The sequence below is a fragment of the Enterococcus sp. DIV0806c genome (assembly GCF_051710905.1).
GTDB classification, from domain to species: Bacteria; Bacillota; Bacilli; order Lactobacillales; family Enterococcaceae; genus Enterococcus_B; species Enterococcus_B mundtii.
In genome coordinates, this window is sequence record NZ_JBIOLO010000001.1 from 2568935 (window position 1) to 2586066 (window position 17132).

General features: G+C 38.4%; 16 protein-coding genes, 1 pseudogene and 1 riboswitch. Of the genes and pseudogenes, 1 reads left to right on the forward strand and 16 read right to left on the reverse strand.

Annotated elements, in window-relative coordinates:
* Positions 1 to 42: 42 nt before the first annotated feature.
* Positions 43 to 230, reverse strand: a riboswitch (cobalamin riboswitch).
* Between the two features lie 414 nt (positions 231 to 644).
* On the reverse strand, positions 645 to 1538 hold the full coding sequence (locus IGK77_RS11980) for a hypothetical protein (protein WP_074799801.1): 894 nt from the start codon (positions 1536 to 1538) through the stop codon (positions 645 to 647).
* Entirely contained in the window at positions 1535 to 3097 is a 1563-nt protein-coding gene (locus IGK77_RS11985) for a hypothetical protein (protein WP_074799800.1), read from the reverse strand. The genes IGK77_RS11980 and IGK77_RS11985 overlap by 4 nt, the downstream gene beginning before the upstream one ends.
* A 461-nt stretch (positions 3098 to 3558) precedes the next feature.
* Here IGK77_RS11985 and IGK77_RS11990 point away from each other — a divergent pair, with 461 nt between their 5' ends.
* Positions 3559 to 4194, forward strand: coding sequence for a VanZ family protein (locus tag IGK77_RS11990; RefSeq protein WP_071866925.1), 636 nt, complete (start codon positions 3559 to 3561; stop codon positions 4192 to 4194).
* Positions 4195 to 4288: 94 nt separating this feature from the next.
* On the opposite strand, the pseudogene IGK77_RS11995 reads toward IGK77_RS11990, so the two are convergent.
* The 14 genes and pseudogenes from IGK77_RS11995 to IGK77_RS12060 form a co-directional block, all read right to left on the reverse strand.
* Positions 4289 to 4414, reverse strand: a pseudogene (locus IGK77_RS11995) (family 1 glycosylhydrolase); the annotation flags it as partial.
* Positions 4415 to 4417: 3 nt separating this feature from the next.
* A complete protein-coding gene (locus IGK77_RS12000; RefSeq protein WP_074799799.1) occupies positions 4418 to 4621 on the reverse strand; it encodes a hypothetical protein in 204 nt (67 codons plus the stop codon).
* Positions 4606 to 5226, reverse strand: coding sequence for a bis(5'-nucleosyl)-tetraphosphatase (symmetrical) YqeK (gene yqeK / locus IGK77_RS12005; protein WP_074799798.1), 621 nt, complete (start codon positions 5224 to 5226; stop codon positions 4606 to 4608). The genes IGK77_RS12000 and yqeK overlap by 16 nt, the downstream gene beginning before the upstream one ends.
* Positions 5227 to 5623: 397 nt before the next feature.
* The gene (locus tag IGK77_RS12010; protein ID WP_065097073.1) at positions 5624 to 6109 is read right to left on the reverse strand and encodes a DUF2247 family protein; all 486 of its coding nucleotides are present in this window, start codon (positions 6107 to 6109) and stop codon (positions 5624 to 5626) included.
* Between the two features lie 12 nt (positions 6110 to 6121).
* The gene (locus IGK77_RS12015) at positions 6122 to 7474 is read right to left on the reverse strand and encodes a T7SS effector LXG polymorphic toxin (RefSeq protein ID WP_074799797.1); all 1353 of its coding nucleotides are present in this window, start codon (positions 7472 to 7474) and stop codon (positions 6122 to 6124) included.
* A 149-nt stretch (positions 7475 to 7623) separates the two neighbouring features.
* On the reverse strand, positions 7624 to 7812 hold the full coding sequence (locus IGK77_RS12020) for a hypothetical protein (RefSeq protein WP_256209271.1): 189 nt from the start codon (positions 7810 to 7812) through the stop codon (positions 7624 to 7626).
* Positions 7813 to 8898: 1086 nt separating this feature from the next.
* Entirely contained in the window at positions 8899 to 10290 is a 1392-nt protein-coding gene (gene sufB / locus IGK77_RS12025) for a Fe-S cluster assembly protein SufB (protein WP_071866913.1), read from the reverse strand.
* 4 nt (positions 10291 to 10294) lie between these two features.
* On the reverse strand, positions 10295 to 10765 hold the full coding sequence (gene sufU, locus IGK77_RS12030; protein WP_071866912.1) for a Fe-S cluster assembly sulfur transfer protein SufU: 471 nt from the start codon (positions 10763 to 10765) through the stop codon (positions 10295 to 10297).
* The gene (locus IGK77_RS12035; protein WP_074799435.1) at positions 10752 to 11987 is read right to left on the reverse strand and encodes a cysteine desulfurase; all 1236 of its coding nucleotides are present in this window, start codon (positions 11985 to 11987) and stop codon (positions 10752 to 10754) included. Before IGK77_RS12035 ends, sufU begins: the two co-directional genes overlap by 14 nt.
* Positions 11984 to 13273, reverse strand: coding sequence for a Fe-S cluster assembly protein SufD (gene sufD / locus IGK77_RS12040; protein WP_019724375.1), 1290 nt, complete (start codon positions 13271 to 13273; stop codon positions 11984 to 11986). Before sufD ends, IGK77_RS12035 begins: the two co-directional genes overlap by 4 nt.
* A gap of 14 nt (positions 13274 to 13287) precedes the next feature.
* Positions 13288 to 14061 carry a Fe-S cluster assembly ATPase SufC gene (gene sufC / locus IGK77_RS12045; RefSeq protein ID WP_019724376.1) on the reverse strand — a complete coding sequence of 258 codons (774 nt, stop codon included), beginning with the start codon at positions 14059 to 14061 and terminating at the stop codon, positions 13288 to 13290.
* A 212-nt stretch (positions 14062 to 14273) separates the two neighbouring features.
* Positions 14274 to 15122, reverse strand: a complete 849-nt coding sequence (locus IGK77_RS12050) for a MetQ/NlpA family ABC transporter substrate-binding protein (RefSeq protein ID WP_065097060.1) — start codon at positions 15120 to 15122, stop codon at positions 14274 to 14276.
* 23 nt (positions 15123 to 15145) lie between these two features.
* The gene (locus tag IGK77_RS12055; RefSeq protein WP_010734634.1) at positions 15146 to 15832 is read right to left on the reverse strand and encodes a methionine ABC transporter permease; all 687 of its coding nucleotides are present in this window, start codon (positions 15830 to 15832) and stop codon (positions 15146 to 15148) included.
* Entirely contained in the window at positions 15825 to 16859 is a 1035-nt protein-coding gene (locus IGK77_RS12060) for a methionine ABC transporter ATP-binding protein (RefSeq protein WP_019723782.1), read from the reverse strand. Before IGK77_RS12060 ends, IGK77_RS12055 begins: the two co-directional genes overlap by 8 nt.
* Between the last annotated feature and the right edge of the window lie 273 nt (positions 16860 to 17132).

Here is a 17132-nt window from a genome sequence, read left to right on the forward strand (position 1 = left end):
GATTGATTATACAAAAAAACGCTTGATCTTTCTCCTACAAAAGAACATGATTGCCGTTAAACCGGTCTCCTGACTTGGCTTCCTTTTACTCCCAACCCTTCCAGAATGATCTGTGGTCCTATTGGTTTCATCCACCTTACAGTAGGTAGTTCTGTAGAGGACTTTCACCTCTTTCCCTGACATCTAATCGGCTATTTATTTTTAAATTTACTTTTATTCAATCATTTATCTTTTGGAAATTTTTAGCTATACCAACAAAAGTATCTCCGCCAATACTTTAACATATGGATTTCATAAAAGATATACGAAAATCAAGCGAAAAGAGCTACAAAACACCTTACTTTCAACAAAAATATATTATTTTCTGTTTTTTAAAATGCCATTCATTTATATTATAAAAAACTGATGACACTGTAACATTCGTTGATTTATCTAACGTTTTTTATTTTAATAAAACAAAGCTCTTGATAGGCATTCCTATCATATAAGTGTAAGGTAAAAGGACAAAAATTTGTTAAAAATCATGCAAAAATTTCATACGTTATTCATTAGAAAAAGGAAAGATCTATCATTTTCAGTCGATTTATTTTTACTATCCAAGCCAAAATTTACATTTAGTTAGACGTTGAGACCAAGGGTTTGGGCTATTTATTCTCATTCACTTCTTTGGCTGTTCCTTTGATATGCTTGTTGAAATATTTTTCTCCATACCATTCAAGTTGCGTCTTTCCTTCCCAATCACGATACTCTTCTTGAAACTTATTTTTATAGTATCCATACAATAAATACGGAAAGGAAATATGCACCTCTGCTGCAGTAAAACTGATATTTACAATCATCCACATTATTACAGTACTTGAAATAGTAGTAATATCCGAGGAATCATTTAGTCCACTAGGAAAAATAAAATTTAAAAGTATTATTATTGCCCAAAAGATTCCACCAAGTTTATAGCAAAATGTGATTATTCTTTCAATAAATTTTGAAAAATGATTTTTTGAATCGTGGTTACCGAATAATTGTTTAGCAAGACGATACAATTTTTTCTCAAAAATGATATAACCACTTAAAATCTGAAACAAAATTAAAATAAGTATGCCGAAAATCGTAAGTGGTTCGATAAAGAATGTAATGAAGAACAAATTTATGCTTAGCATCAGCCAAATCATGTAGTTATTTAAATTAATAAAAATAAAGTAAAATCTCGTTCCATCATTCATTTTAGTGATCATAAAAATACTAATTACTAAAAATATCAACAAACCAAACCAAAAAATAGTCATTGAAACAAAATTAACTTTTGGTTCCCTAAATAATTGATGTAACACTTCAGTCTCCATCCATGAATTAATTAAGTAGTACAATCCATAGATAAGTAAAATCATAAGTATATAAATAATTAATTGAAATAGAGGATGAAGTTTTCTTTTCTCTTGCTCTTGTATCTTAATACCAGCATACAAATCTTTAACAAAACGATCATCTTCTAAATGTAAACTTTCCTCAAAAGTAGCTGAAAAAAATCTTTTGATATTCATTGTGATACTCCTCTATAACTAGGTATATATACAGACTTCATTTTTTTACCAAAAGGTTTTCCAGAAGCAATAACATTCCAGTTTGTACTTCTTAGCTTTAAATTATCCAACTCTAATTTATTTTTACTTTTTCCATTATCTTCTTTTTGATAAACTGAATTCTTCCATTTATCATATCTGTCGGGCCATACTGACTGTACAATTGAATTTCCTAACCCAAAAAGCCCTCCAACAACACAGCCCACAAAAGCACCAGTAGCATTACCTGCTCCGGGTACAATAGTCCCCACAACTCCACCAATTTTCGCTCCTATAGTCATCCCCTCCAACGGTCCTATACTTTTAACCATATCAATCCCTCCGCCCTTTACTGCTTTTCCTACACTACCTGTTTTTCCATACTCATTTACTGCACTTGAAACAAATGTCACACCTAATTGTGCATAAGTAGCTACTTGGCCTGCTGTTCCTATTCCTTTGGCGATACCCCATTTTTTAGCTCCTTGTATCAAGTGGGAGTTCTTCAACCCTTCGCTGACGTAGGTTTTTACGGGCGAGGTAAATTTAGTGAAATTTTGATAAGCTTTGCCTATCGTATCGATTTTAGGAATCCATTTCCCTTGAGCAACAGTTTTACCGAACATTTCATATTTTGTAAGAAAGCTAAATAATCTAGTTTTCATCCCTGAAGGTAGATAATTGGTAAGCATCCAAAATTCATCGTTGGATGCCAGCTTGTTTATCAATGCATCAGGATAATTTTTGATCAACATTTCGAACCGTTTGACTGCATCGGTTTTCCCTTCTTTCAGGGGTTGGACCAATTTTTCAATCTCCGCATACAGTTCTAAGTAGGCATTATTTGAAGATTCTTCCAACAAAACTTGTCCGTTTGGTTGGTACTTCTCAAACCAACTCCCATCCACTCCTTTCGGCAATACATAACTTCCATCTGCCTTTACGGTAGTTTGATTCAGGACTAAGACACTTTGCATAGCGAGTTTTAATTCCAGTAGACTGTTGTTGAACAGTCCACTGGTTTGAGAGTTAAAGGCATTGAGTTTTTGCTGTTTGCGTTGCAACTTATAGATGTCTTCTTGCAGACTGTCTGACATTCTCATCAGGTTGCGATGGAAATCGGTCAGCATTTCTGTGATGCCTGGTAAGATACTTGTATTAGCGATGTGCCTGATTGTCTGCGCATGGGTTTCAATCGATTGTTTAGCAAATGATTTAGCACGAATCTGTCCACTTAAATTCTCTTCATCCAAGTATCCTTCACTAGCAACAATTTGATGCGCGGCGGAGTAAATATTCAAGTCTGTCTGAATCCCTTGTACCGCAGTGTTTACCCGATTGATCGTAGGAATAATCAACTCAGAAAACAGTCCTTTACCGGCTTGATAAGCCGCCCCAGAGAGTGTCTTTCCGTCAACTGCCTGAACAATTTGTTGGCTCCCTGTTCGTAGTTGATCGATCGTTGTCCGAGCAAGTGATAAATTAGTGGTCATATTACTCATTAAGTTAGAAGATTCGATTGCTGAATAGATTAATCCCATAATTTTTGTCCTTTCAATTAGATAAGTGATGGCTGTCTATTATTAATGTAGTACTTGATGGTATTTTCTCTTTGCACTTCTATTTATTTAACCCCATCTACTTCATTCATTATTACTATACGTAATTTTTTCCTATTTAAATTAAAATCGTTTGAATAAGAATCATCTACGTCGTATACGAACACTTTCAGTCTTATACGCACACGAAAACAGCCCTAAGATATTGGCATTCGATAAGTATCTAGGGCTATATTTTGCTAGTTATTCATTTTTATCAATCTTTTCTACGTGTCACAATTATTATTTAATACCAACTGTCTTCATCTTGTATCATTTACCAGTTTATCAGTATACTCATATGACTCCTAAAATAAGTCTACAGGCTGATGGCTAACGTCTCCTTCTATGAGATGATTATACAGACTAAATAATCATTAACTTAAAGAAAGAAGGCGAAAAAGATGATACAACAAATCGGATTCTGGGAATCCATAGTAGATATCTTGACTTTAAAACCTGTATTCTTCGTAGGACTACTAATTTTGGCAAGTTTTTTATTTTGGTTCACCAGAAAAAATAAAGGTTCTTTTAAATTGGTAAGCATTCTATCATCACTTTTATTGTTTTATTATATGAGTGTGACATTCTTCAATGTGTTCGGTGTTCCTACGCTTTATGGATTAAACAGAATCAGTGGGTTCGGCGAAAATATTTTCAATCCGAATATCAATCTTGTTCCTTTCATCGATGGAATAAATACAGGGTATATTCTCAATATTATTTGTTTTATACCCATCGGATTCTTATGTCCTTTAATTAGTCCCACGTATAGAAAATTCAGCTATTCTCTTTTGTTTGGCTTTTGCACTTCTTTATTGATTGAACTGAGTCAACTGTTTACGGTAGCTAGAGCAACAGATATCGACGATTTAACTTCAAATGTACTAGGAATGATTCTAGGTTATTTTCTGATTGAGGTCATCTTAAGAATGATCAATCATTCGTCAAATAAAATCCTTGATAAAACGTCTGATTTTTCATGGTCAATTCCTGTATTGGTCGTTTTTATTGCTTTCGCTAATACATTTTTTAGTTAATGCTTAAAGCTTACTACCTTAGAAACAACACCTCTAAAAAAAAGATAAGAATCCCAAAAATTGTTCTTCCAATTTTTGGGGTTCTTGCTTTTTATCATTCTATTCCGTTTGTTTCAATCACTCTTTTATACCAGTCAAATGATTTCTTTTTATATCTATTGCCGGTGCCTTTCCCTTCATCATCCAAGTCAACATAGATGAAGCCATACCGTTTCGACACTTATTACTGTTCTTTTTGAAAGGTCGGATGTTTTCTTCTTTTTCTTTTTTCTTCACTATCTTCCAGAGAAGAAACAGATTTTTGGATTTTTTCTGTTTCTTTTAAAGTTATTTGGATTTGTAAAGATTGGTCTTCTTCAGGTAAATCAACATTATTTAAAATTTCACTGTCATGATAAAAGTTTGGTAAATTTATAAATTCTGGCATATATCTCTCCCGTCCTCTCCTTTACTAACTGCCTTAGACAATGATTCATGTGCTTCTTTTAGCCATGGATGAATAACTTTGACGCCTTGTTCTAATAGATATTTAATATAATACAATGCAGCACTTTCTAAAGAACATTCAAGTGCTGATAATAAACTGTCTAGATACGGAGGAATTCCATCTTGATCCCAACTTATTTTATCTGCAACGAACACAACTAAGTCTAGTTGAGTATACCTCCCCCTTAAAGTTGTATGACACTCAATTGCGGATAAAATCTCGTTGTCAGTGATATCAAAAATCTTTTCTGCCATTTTTTTTGAGATCTTCTGGTGAATGATCATTGGAAATACCAACTCTTCTTGATTTAGTTCTATCCCCATTTCTTTTGCTATAGTAATTCTACAATTGTTTGGATAAATTGCGGATATATCGTGTAAATAACCCGCTATTTTGGCTTTTTCTCCATTGATATTGTAATTTACAGCAAGTTTCTCCGCACAATCGCCGACTGCTATACAATGTTCATAAGTTTTTATATGATCATGTTCTTCAAGAAAACGATAAACATCATCTCTTAATGCCAAACTATTCACTATTGTCATTTTTTCCTCCATTTACTTACTATGTGTATTTTCAAATGAATTATTTACTACTTATGGTTATTAAAAAAATCGAGCCTTACATAGAAGAAATATACATAGAGAATTAGATATTTTATATTCTACTTTTAAATATATTCATAATTTTTCTTCTGATTTAACAATTATCTCGGTCTTACCTAAATACTGGATTTCTTTGCCAAAGATTTGTTTTATGTAATTTAATTCCACTTCATCACTTTTCTTGATAAGTGTGTAATAACTTCATATGTAGAAAAAGAAACGATAAATTTGAATCGCTTCTTTTTGTTATTAACTATTGACGACTTGATTGCTCTAGGTGGTATATTTACTGGTCAAAACTTTACTATTTAATTTTAATTAGGAGTAAAGTGCTGTTTCATCTTTCATTAATTTTTTCATTTTCTGAATCTAAGAATTGATGGAATCTTTCTATCAATTCTTTTTTTGTAGTAGGAACTTCTTGAGGCATATAATTTATGAAGCTAACCATATCTTCTGGATACCCATTGTTATTATAGAATCCTGCAATTCCATTTAACAACTCATCTTCATCATTCATAGCATCATTTAGTTTAGATAAATAAATAAATCTAAGTTTTTGTTCTTCAAATTTGTAATCATTACCGCCTTCATCCACATTAGGAAAGTACTTTCTTTTCAATTCAAATAACACTGATTGTAATTCGTCAGGTTTTATTCCCCATGCAAGTTCATTAATAAAATCATCATCATTCCCCTGATCCATTAGCTCTATCGCATAGTCAGAAATTACTTTTAGATCGAAAAATTTTTGAATTACTCCAACATAGATAGTTTTCCAACTATAGTTCACATCTTTTTCTTTAAAACATGCTAAATTCATTATTTTCTCCTTTTATTTTTTAGGAACTTGATTTGGTTTTCCAGTCAACGCACCACCATTTATAAATCTTCTATGGCTTATATTCCCATTAGGTTCGACAATCCATTCAAAAACACCTATTTTTCCATTGTTGCTTCCTTCAATTTGAAAAAATCTTCTACTAATTCCATCTCCACCAACTAAAGAATACTCATTTGCAACAGTTGGATAATTGTCAACAATGTTGCTAAATCCATGTTCTTTTGGAACATGTGGAAATTCCTTATCTATAATTGGTTTGCCTAAAGGATCTTTTCCCCAAATTGGCTTTATATCATCAACTGTTGTTCCACCACCGACTCGCTTGCCATCTAACACAGGACTCTTAAATTCAGAAATAACTTTCTGAGTAGACCCACCAGTACTCTCACTATTAGAATTTTTCTTGACACTCCCAACATCATCCATGCCATCTAATCTCGAAGCGCCTTTATTTCCATAATATGCACCCATCACTGTGTCGCCAATATTTGTAAGCGTTCCTGACCATGCAGCATATTTGAATTTATTCGCTTCTTCTTGGCTAATTTTCTTTCCTGTGTAAGGATTGATTCCTATATTCGCACAAGCGAGTGTTTTGCGATTGATCTCTTCTAGACTATCTGTTTCTTTGATTAACTCAATCTCTTGATCGCCTGATTCAATAACCAAAGATACGTCTTTTTTTATTTTCTCAAAATAACTTTTATTTGTACCTTTTGGTAATGAGTATGAGCCATCACTTTTGATTGTCGTATTATTTAATATCAATACACCTTGCATCGCTATCTTCAACTCATTTAGACTATTAGCAAATAAACCGCTTGTTTGTGTATTGAAATCCTGTAGTTTTCTTAGTTGATTTTGTAAATGATCGATATCTTGTTGAAAGCTATCAGTCATTCGTTCCAAATCTCTTTGAACATTCAATAATGTATCTAGTACACTTGCAATGGGGTTCAGTGTCGTTTGTAATCGGACGAAAAATAAGGTCTGGTCTACTGAGTTTTTCATTGTACGTGTGACTTGTATCTGTTGGTTTAACTTATCTTCATTCAATTCGCCTGCACTTGCCACTATTTTATCGGCATTTTGGTATTTTTTCAATTCTTGTTCAATCTGTTCAATGGCATTTGTTGTGCGTGTAATCGTTGGAATGATCAAGTCCGCGAATAAACCTTTTCCTGCTGTATACGCCGCACCAGATAATTGCTGTCCGTCCACGGCTGAAACAACTTTTTGACTACCCGACTTCAATTGACTAACCGTTGCTTTGCCACTTTCTAAATTACTTTTAAGCGCAGACATAAAGTCCGAAGATTCACTACTGACATAAATCAATCCCATGAGAGGTTTCTCCTCTGCGCCTGTAATTCTTCTCGTTCTATTTCTAATTTCTGTATCGCTTTATTATATGTATCATTTAATTCCTCATTGGCTTGTCTTAACTGACGTTGAAAAATATGTTGTTTTGTTTCGTTATTTTTATGTAACCACTATGTTGAGGTATAACCTCGTTGCAATGCCTCATGGTTTGATTCAGCTAATTGTTGAAAACCTCTTTGAAGTACCTCTTGCAACTGAAGCAGTTTTTCTTCTAATACACGTTTTTCATTCGATAATTTTTCTTGATGTTGTTCCACTTTGACAATTTCTTGTTGATTATTTAGCATTTCATCATTCATTTACTTACCTCCATTCCATCTCATACATTTGATTTGAACCTTCCTAGAAGTAATGGTTTTTACCGCTTTAAAGAACATTTCACTACTTCCAAGATATAAATCGCATCCTTATCGATCTTTTGCAAAGAAAGCGTATTCCACGTAAAGCTTACCAAATATACAAATCGAAAAACGAAAAATCTCATAAAATGTAGTTTTGGTCTCATAATCGTGCAAATCGTTATAATTGTTCTTTTAAATATAAAAAAATGCAAAAGAAAAAGGCTTACGCCCTTTACCAAAAAACTATGCGGAGTGTCTCTCTCTACGCCATGCGATTGCAATGTTGTTCAGTCACACATTCTGCAATACCGTACCAGGCGGAGCGACCGCTGGCATATTGCAGCTTTACGAGATGTGGTCAGGCATGACAGCCTACAAATTCCACAGGGGCATTCGGTATATTTTGATTATGATTAGTATCAACATATACCGCCTTCTGCTACTCTCACGCGTTTCTTGTCTTATAGATTATTTCTAATCACTTCACGGCGAAGGACTTCTTTGGATGTTTCCATCAGTGTGAAATGCCAATCCCTTAGCAAATCTCTTCACGGAGAGGCTAAATCTTATCAACTTAGCTTTCTATTGTCGTCCCGACAAGTTCGCTACCTTACATTTGGTCACACTTTGCACACGTTCTTTGCGTTCCAATGCTTTTACACTGGCTTTCCTCTTGTTACCAAGAATACTCACTTGATACGCAACAGTATCCCATTACGACATCAACAACGACTTATTCCCAAACGTTCCTTGACGAGTTGCTGAAACTCTCATACACAAGGTTCTACATTAGTTTTTTGATAAAAAGAATAAACCTTTTAATATTTCCAAGATAACTATTATCCCATATATTTAACTGACATCAACGATATCATTCTTTCTCAACTTTGTCATGAGTTAAAAAAATTTTCGTTCCTTAAATTAAAAAAAACGAAAAAAAGTGGGACAGTCATCAGATATTTTCTGATGATTGTCCCACACTCTTTTACTTGTTTGAACGCATCAGCAGTTCTTATTGACAAAGAGACCGCATAATTCATTTACTTAACCAACAGATCCTTCCATCTCATAACTAATCAACCGGTTCAACTCTACCGCGTATTCCATCGGTAGTTCTTTTGTGAATGGTTCGACGAAGCCCATGACGATCATTTCTGTGGCTTCGGATTCGGTCAAGCCGCGGCTCATGAGGTAGTAGAGTTGTTCTTCTGAGATTTTGGAGACTTTTGCTTCGTGTTCCAACGAGACTTGGCTGTTGTGGATCTCGTTGAATGGGATGGTATCTGATTTGGACCATTCGTCCATGATGATGGTATCGCATTCGATGTGAGAGATCGAGCCGGCACTGTCTTTTCCAAAGGTGACTTGGCCTCGGTAGTTTACTTCGCCGCCGTCTTTTGAAATTGATTTCGAGACGATCGAGCTTGAAGTGTTTGGTGCATTGTGGATCATTTTTGCGCCTGTGTCTTGGATTTGGTTGGCTCCGGCAAATGCAATGGATAGCATGGTGCCTCGTGCGCCTCGTCCGTCTAAGTAGACACTTGGGTATTTCATGGTTGTTTTGGCTCCTAAGTTGCCGTCGATCCATTCAACAGTTGCGCCTTCGTAGGCTTTTGCTCGTTTGGTTACAAGGTTATAGACATTGTCGGACCAGTTTTGGATCGTTGTATAGCGACAGTAGCCGTCTTTACGGGTAAAGATTTCCACGATGGCTGCGTGTAGGCTGTTAGTTGAATAGGTTGGTGCAGTACAGCCCTCGACATAGTGGATGCTGGCGCCTTCGTCTACGATGATCAACGTACGTTCGAATTGGCCGGTGTTTTCGGCGTTGATTCGGAAGTAGGTTTGTAATGGGACATCGACTTTGACGCCTTTTGGTACATAGATAAAGGTACCGCCTGACCAAACGGCTGAGTTTAGTGCGGCTAGTTTATTATCTGTTGGTGGCACGAGTTTTGAAAAGTATTCTTTGAATAGTTCAGGATACTCTTTCAATGCAGAATCTGTGTCGGTAAAGACGATGCCGAGTTTTTCGAATTCGTCTTTCATGTTGTGGTATACGACTTCTGATTCGTATTGGGCTGAAGCGCCGGCTAAATAAGCACGTTCGGCTTCTGGGATACCGATTCGTTCAAAGGTTTCTTTGATTTTTTCTGGTACGTCATCCCAATCGCGAGCAGGTCGGTCACTTGGTTTTTGGTAGTATTTGATGGCATTGAAATCAATGTCAGATAGGTCTGGTCCCCAGTCTTGCATGGGCATTTTGTTGAATGCTTCTAGGGATTTTAAACGGAACTCCAACATCCATTCTGGTTCTTCTTTGATTCGTGACATTTCCCGAACGACTTCTTCGGTCAAGCCTTCTCCTGTACTAAAAACGGGTTCCACGTCGTCATGGAAGCCAAATTTATATTCTTCTAATTCTGGTACGCCCATTTGCTCACTCCTTTTCCTTGTGCTCATGATGGACGGTTGCAGTACCGTCTTCTTCCATTGCCTTGCCTAGTGCTTTCCAGGCAAGTGTTGCGCATTTGATACGCGCGGGGAATTTTGCGACACCACTTAACATGGCAGCGTCCCCTAGTGGTTCAAGATCTGCGACTTCTTTTCCTTGGACAAGTAGTAAAAAGTCGTCCGTCAATTGCTCTGCTTCTGCAATTGTTTTACCGATGACAGCATCGGTCATCATTGAGGCACTGGCTGTGCTGATAGAGCACCCGCTGCCGTCAAAGGCGATATTATTGATTTTGCCATCTTTGATCTCGACTTGTAATTCAATGACATCCCCACAGGTGGGGTTGTTCATTTCAATCTTATTGGTTGATTCCGTCAACGTGCCACGATGATGTGGATGGGATGAATGGTCCAAGATCACGTGACGGTAAAGATTATCTAATTTAGATAGTGCCATGTTGGAAAAACTCCTTTGTTGCGAGAATTGCTTGGACGAGACGATCGGCATCTGCTTTTGTGTTATAAATGTAAAAGCTGGCACGAGCTGTCGCAGCAACCCCTAGATACTTCAATAATGGTTGGGCACAATGATGACCGGCACGAACGGCGACGCCTTCCATATCAAGAGCAGTCGCTACATCATGGGGATGTAGATTCTCTAAGTTGAAGGAAATCACACCTGTACGTTGGGTCGGGTCTTTTGGGCCATAGATCGTCAAGCCTTCGATTGCTTGGAGTTTTGGTAAGACATAACCAACAAGTTCTTCTTCATATTGATGAATGCCTGCTAGACCAATGGATTCAAGATAATCAATGGCAGCGCCGAGTGCGATCACACCGGCAATGTTTGGTGTACCTGCTTCGAATTTCCAGGGAAGTTCTTTCCATGTGCTGTCTTGTAGGCCAACAAAGTCGATCATTTCTCCACCGAATTCAATGGGTTCCATTTGTTCCAACCATTTCCGTTTTCCATATAATACACCTGTTCCGGTCGTTGCGCACATCTTATGTCCGCTAAAGGCAAAGAAATCACAATCTAGGGATTGGACATCGATTTTGATGTGTGGGGCAGATTGTGCACCATCTACCACTAAAATACCGCCTTTTTCATGAACGATCGTCGCCAACTCTTGGATTGGATTGATGACACCTAATACATTAGAGGCATGGGCAACTGACACGATCTTGGTTTTTTCTGTAATGATCGAAGTGGCATGTTCTAGATCAAGAAAGCCTTCTTCGGTCAATTCGATGTATTTCAAAGTAGCACCTGTTCGTTTTGCCAACTGTTGCCAAGGGATGATGTTCGAATGATGCTCCATATAAGAGATCACGATCTCATCACCGGCTTTGACAAAGGCATCGCCATAGCTTTGAGCTACCCAATTCAAACTTGTGGTCGTTCCACGTGTGAAAATAATCTCAGCGGTCTCTTGGGCATTTAAAAAACGACGAACTTTTTCTCTGGAAGCTTCGTAATCATGGGTCGCTCGTTCGGCTAACGTATGCACGCCTCGATGGACGTTGGCATTGTTTGCGGAATAATAATGCGTCATAGTCGCTAACACTTGTTTGGGTTTTTGCGTAGTCGCTGCATTGTCTAAATACACCAGGGGTTCGTCATTGACTTCCTGAAATAAGATCGGGAAATCTTGACGGATTTTTTCTGGAGAAATCATACATTTAACTTCCCTTCAATAACTGCCACTAGTTCTTTGCGCACCGCTTCAACTGGGATCGCAGTTAAGACAGACCCTAAGAAGCCACGAATGACTAAACGTTCTGCTTCTTCTTTTCGTAAGCCGCGACTCATCAAATAATACATTTCTTCCGGATCGACACGTCCAACACTTGCGGCATGTCCTGCTGTAACTTCGTGTTCATCGATCAATAAGATCGGATTGGCATCGCCTCTGGCTTTATCTGAAAGCATCAAGACACGACTTTCTTGTTGGGCATCTGCACCTTTGGCTTTTTTCAAGATGTGTCCAATACCGTTGAATGTCAACGTACCACGTTCGCGGATCACACCATGTTGCAAGATATGTCCGATCGTGTGTGGAGCTTTATTTGTCACCCGGGTATCGATTCCTTGGGTTTGTTTTCCTGAGCTGATTGCCACGATCTTGACTTCCGCATGTCCGCCTTCACCGACTAGATCTGAATCAAAATCAGCGACGATATTTCCATCGTTCATCACTCCGATTGCCCAGTCCACAAAAGCATCCCGTAAGATATGTCCACGACGGTTCATGTATGCTGTGACATTTTCGCCTAATTGGTCGACTGCTGCATATTTGACTTTGGCACCGGCTTTGGCGATGACTTCAACAATGATATTCCCAGAGACTTTTTGTAATTCTTCTCCAGTTGTTTGAAATCGTTCCAAGTAAGAGAATTCACTGTGTTCATCTGCGACGATCAAGACGTGTTTAAAGAAGTGTTGCGAGAATGCTCCTTCTTGGATAAACAGGGATTCGATCGGTTCTTTGATGACTACATTTTTTGGTACATATAAGAACAAGCCACTATTCATGAATGCGGCATGAAGCGCAGTCAATTGGTCTTCGTCCATTTCAACAGCTTTCGTCATGTAATATTCTTGGACTAATTCAGGGTATTCTTGCATTGCAGTAAATAGATCTGTAAAGATCACTCCTTGTTCTGCAAGGTCTGCGGATAATTGCTCAAAGACAGTCAAGGTGCCTTGTTGCACGACTAATGGATTGTCTTTCATCGCATCAAATGCCGCAACATTTCCAGATTCAGGTGTCTGATCAGTCAACTCATTGATTGAAAACAATGGCCAACGGTGGAATTTCACACGTTCGATATGGGGCAATGGTAGTTCATCTGCTTTTTTCAGCGCCTCTTGACGAAGCGTCGTCATCCATTCCGGTTCACCTTTACTGAATGAAAAATCTGTAACAGCGTCAAGATGATCGAGCCATTTAATGTCTTTCATAGATGTGCTCCTCCTTACGCTTCTTCTTCTTTGTAGTCGATTCCTAATTCTTTACTGATGCCTGCATATCCTTCGGCTTCTAGGCGTTTTGCTAAATCTGCACTGCCAGTCATCACGACACGACCTTCCATCATGATGTGGACTACGTCAGGTGTGATGTAGTTTAACAAGCGTTGGTAGTGAGTAATGATCAAGGCACCAAAGTTGTCGCCGCGCATTTCATTCACGCCTTTTGCCACGACTTTCAGTGCATCAATATCTAAACCAGAATCGATTTCATCTAAAATCGCAAAAGTTGGTTCTAACATCAAGAGTTGTAAGATCTCATTACGTTTTTTCTCTCCACCAGAAAAGCCTTCGTTCAAATAACGTTCAGCCATTTCTTCTGGCATATTCAAGAGTCCCATCTTTTCATCTAACTTTTTCAAGAATGACATGACAGAAATCTTGTCGTCTTCCGGACGTGTCGCATTGATCGCTGCACGCATAAATTCGGCATTCGTGATCCCTGGAATCTCACTTGGGTATTGCATGGCTAAAAACAGACCTAAACGCGCACGTTCATCTACTTCTAGCTCTAACACATTTTGCCCATCAAAAAGGATTTCTCCTTCGGTTACTTCGTAATTCGGATTTCCCATAATTGCAGCAGACAAGGTCGATTTACCTGTTCCGTTTGGTCCCATGATGGCATGGATTTCTCCTGTTTTCATTGTTAAATTCACGCCTTTAAGGATTTTCTTGTCCTCAATCGACACATGTAGGTTTTTTATTTCTAAGACAGACATGTAGTTCCCCTCCATATTCTGATTCGTTCTCACTTATTTTAGACTAATTGAGAATGAAGCGCAACGCCCCGACCAGTTAAAAATGTCATAATTTTGATTTATTGCAAATAAAACATCATTTTCAATTGATAATCTTTATAAACTAAATAAAATAATTTCTGTTCGTTTTTTCTCAAAAAAAGTCTGGGAATCATTCCCAGACTTTACAGGTTTTATTTTGCATCCGCATCGACAGATTTTACGGAGCCTTCCCATTGTTCTTCGATCCATTGACGAACATCTTCTTGATGTAAGACTTCGATCAATTTTTTGATCTTGTCGCTGTCTTCGTCACCTTTACGTGTCGCAATGATGTTGACATATGGTGAGTTGTCTTTTTCTAATAATACCGCATCTTCTAATGGATTCAATCCAGCGCCGTAAGCAAAGTTGGCATTGATAGCCACTAGATCGCCTTCGTCATTTTGGTAAGTAGAAGCCAATAATGCTGGATCGATCGTGTGATTGAATTTCAAGTTTTTAGGATTTTCATCGATATCATCAAATGTGGCTGTTTCTAAATCCACACCGTCTTTGACTGTGACTAATCCAGCGTCTTTCAAGATCGTGATGATCCGTCCCCAGTCAGATTCTGAATTTGAAGTAATGATCGTTGCACCATCTTCTAATTCAGAGATGTCTTTGATTTTTTGTGAATACAAGCCCATTGGTTCGATGTGGACAGCACCGGCATTGACAAAATCATAGCCTTTTTCGTCGATTTCTTTGTTCAAGTAAGGGATGTGTTGGAAATAGTTCGCATCAATGTCGCCTTCTGATAATGCCTGGTTTGGCAAGACATAGTCGTCAAATTTGACGATTTCCAAATCAATGCCTTCGTCTTTCAAAAGCGGCTTCACATGTTCTAAGATTTCCGCATGTGGTGTTGGTGATGCGCCGATTTTCAAGGTTGTATCGTCTGATGCGTTTGATGAGTCACTACTGCTTCCGCCGTTTCCACATGCGGCTAATCCAACTGTCAGTAAAAGCGTTGCTGCAAATCCAAAAATTTTCTTTTTCATATCCTATATCCTCCTATTTCCTACTATCTTTTATCTGTTTTCTTCGTTAAGAAATCCCCGATTCCTTGAACAATAAATACAATGACTAAAATAATCAAGGTAGCGACAAAAGTCACTGTTAAATTACCACGTTGATAGCCTTCTTGCCAAGCCAAGCCACCTAGACCGCCGGCACCGATTGCCCCTGCCATGGCAGTAAAACCGATCATTGAGATCGTCGTTACAGTCAACCCTGAGATCAAAGCTGGGACACTTTCAGGGATCAAGACTTTCCAAATGATTTCCCAATAGCTCGCGCCCATCGCATCTGCGGCTTCTAAGACCCCAGGGCTGACTTCGCGAAACGCGATTTCTACAAGTCGAGCGTAAAAAGGAGCAGCGGACAACACGAGAGCTGGAATCGCTGCTTGTGCGCCTAACATCGTTCCCACGATTGCTTTGGTAAAGGGAATGATCAAGACCATCAAGATCATGAATGGTGTCGATCGGAAAATATTACTAATGATCGAAACGATGCCGTAAATGATCCGCGCATACGGTTTGTTTTTGCGACCGATCGAGTAAAGGATCAAACCAAGGATCAAACCGATGATGGTTACTAAGACCATGGAGATCAACGTCATGTATAACGTGTCCATGATGGCTTGTTGCATCGTCTCCATGTTGATTTGGCTGAAATCAAGGTAGGTTTCTGTGAAGCTTTTATCCATGATGGATCACCTCCACTCCGACGCCTTGCTCTTTGATGAAGTTTTCTGCTTGGTCCAATTCGTTTTCCTCTCCGATCATCAAGGTAGTCAGCGAACCAAACGAGCCTTCTTTGGTTTGCTTGATTTTCCCATATACGACATTGATATCCACATTGTAACGACGAATGGCTTGAGAAATCACTGGTTCGTTGGCGTTTGTTTCGTTGAAGGTCAATGTCACTAAGCGACCGTCTGGATTTTCTTTGATCAACTCTGCCAATAATTCAGTGGACTCAGCTTCTGGTTCGATATCTTGTTGGACGAAGCGTTTCGTGACTTCTTGTTGTGGATTGCGAAAAACGGTCAACGCATCGCCTTCTTCCACGACTTGCCCACGTTCCATCACTGCCACTTTGTTACAGATTTTACGGATAACGTTCATTTCATGTGTGATCAAAACAATCGTCAAGTTCAATTTTTTGTTGATTGCCAATAATAGATCTAAGACCTCTTCCGTCGTTTGTGGGTCCAATGCACTTGTCGCTTCATCGCAAAGGAGGATTTCTGGCTCATTGGCTAACGCACGAGCAATCCCGACTCTTTGCTTTTGCCCACCAGATAATTGGGACGGATAAGCTTGTCCTCGTCCTTCCAAACCGACTAAACGGAGCAATTCTTCTGCTCTTTCTTTCCGTTGTTGTTTCGGTACACCGGCTAATTCCAAAGGTAGTTGGATATTTTCTAGTACGGTACGTGACCACAATAGATTGAAATGTTGAAAAATCATGCCGATTTTTTTACGAAAAACGCGTAATTCTTTATTTTTTAATTTAGTAATGTCTTGGTCGTTGACAATTACTTGACCATCTGTAGGTAATTCCAAGCCGTTCAACAAACGAACTAACGTACTCTTACCAGCACCGGAATAACCGACGATGCCGTAAATGTCGCCTTGTTCCACTTGTAGTGAAACGTCGTTGATAGCGTGGATCGTCCCATGTTTCCCGCCAAATGTTTTCTTGACATTCGTCAATTGGATCAATGACATATCGTTCACATCTTTCTTTACTTATTTTCTCTTAGACAACAAAAAAACTTTCGTCCTTTGCGTTTAGCAAAAGGACGAAAGTTTAGACTTCCGTGTGACCACCTTGATTCGCTGCTATTTCACAATAACAACCTCGTTCAGTACTTGACTCTAGTCGCATACTGCTGTGCTATAACGGGCACGCCCGTAGTCAGTTTGCTTGCGCTCACTCACTCTGCTCTAAGACCATCTTCCATTTCATTTCCGTTACCCTTTCACAGCAAACCGGGCTCT

Coding starts and splice junctions, on each gene's coding strand:
- sufB (WP_071866913.1), bottom strand. CDS start 10,290: ATGGGCGTACCAGAATTAGAAGAATATAAATTTGGCTTCCATGACGAC.
- sufC (WP_019724376.1), bottom strand. CDS start 14,061: ATGTCTGTCTTAGAAATAAAAAACCTACATGTGTCGATTGAGGACAAG.
- IGK77_RS12015 (WP_074799797.1), bottom strand. CDS start 7,474: ATGGGATTGATTTATGTCAGTAGTGAATCTTCGGACTTTATGTCTGCG.
- IGK77_RS12055 (WP_010734634.1), bottom strand. CDS start 15,832: ATGGATAAAAGCTTCACAGAAACCTACCTTGATTTCAGCCAAATCAAC.
- IGK77_RS12060 (WP_019723782.1), bottom strand. CDS start 16,859: ATGTCATTGATCCAATTGACGAATGTCAAGAAAACATTTGGCGGGAAA.
- IGK77_RS11990 (WP_071866925.1), top strand. CDS start 3,559: ATGATACAACAAATCGGATTCTGGGAATCCATAGTAGATATCTTGACT.
- IGK77_RS12000 (WP_074799799.1), bottom strand. CDS start 4,621: ATGCCAGAATTTATAAATTTACCAAACTTTTATCATGACAGTGAAATT.
- yqeK (WP_074799798.1), bottom strand. CDS start 5,226: ATGACAATAGTGAATAGTTTGGCATTAAGAGATGATGTTTATCGTTTT.
- sufD (WP_019724375.1), bottom strand. CDS start 13,273: ATGAAAGACATTAAATGGCTCGATCATCTTGACGCTGTTACAGATTTT.
- IGK77_RS12035 (WP_074799435.1), bottom strand. CDS start 11,987: ATGATTTCTCCAGAAAAAATCCGTCAAGATTTCCCGATCTTATTTCAG.
- IGK77_RS11985 (WP_074799800.1), bottom strand. CDS start 3,097: ATGGGATTAATCTATTCAGCAATCGAATCTTCTAACTTAATGAGTAAT.
- IGK77_RS12020 (WP_256209271.1), bottom strand. CDS start 7,812: ATGAATGATGAAATGCTAAATAATCAACAAGAAATTGTCAAAGTGGAA.
- sufU (WP_071866912.1), bottom strand. CDS start 10,765: ATGGCACTATCTAAATTAGATAATCTTTACCGTCACGTGATCTTGGAC.
- IGK77_RS12010 (WP_065097073.1), bottom strand. CDS start 6,109: ATGAATTTAGCATGTTTTAAAGAAAAAGATGTGAACTATAGTTGGAAA.
- IGK77_RS12050 (WP_065097060.1), bottom strand. CDS start 15,122: ATGAAAAAGAAAATTTTTGGATTTGCAGCAACGCTTTTACTGACAGTT.
- IGK77_RS11980 (WP_074799801.1), bottom strand. CDS start 1,538: ATGAATATCAAAAGATTTTTTTCAGCTACTTTTGAGGAAAGTTTACAT.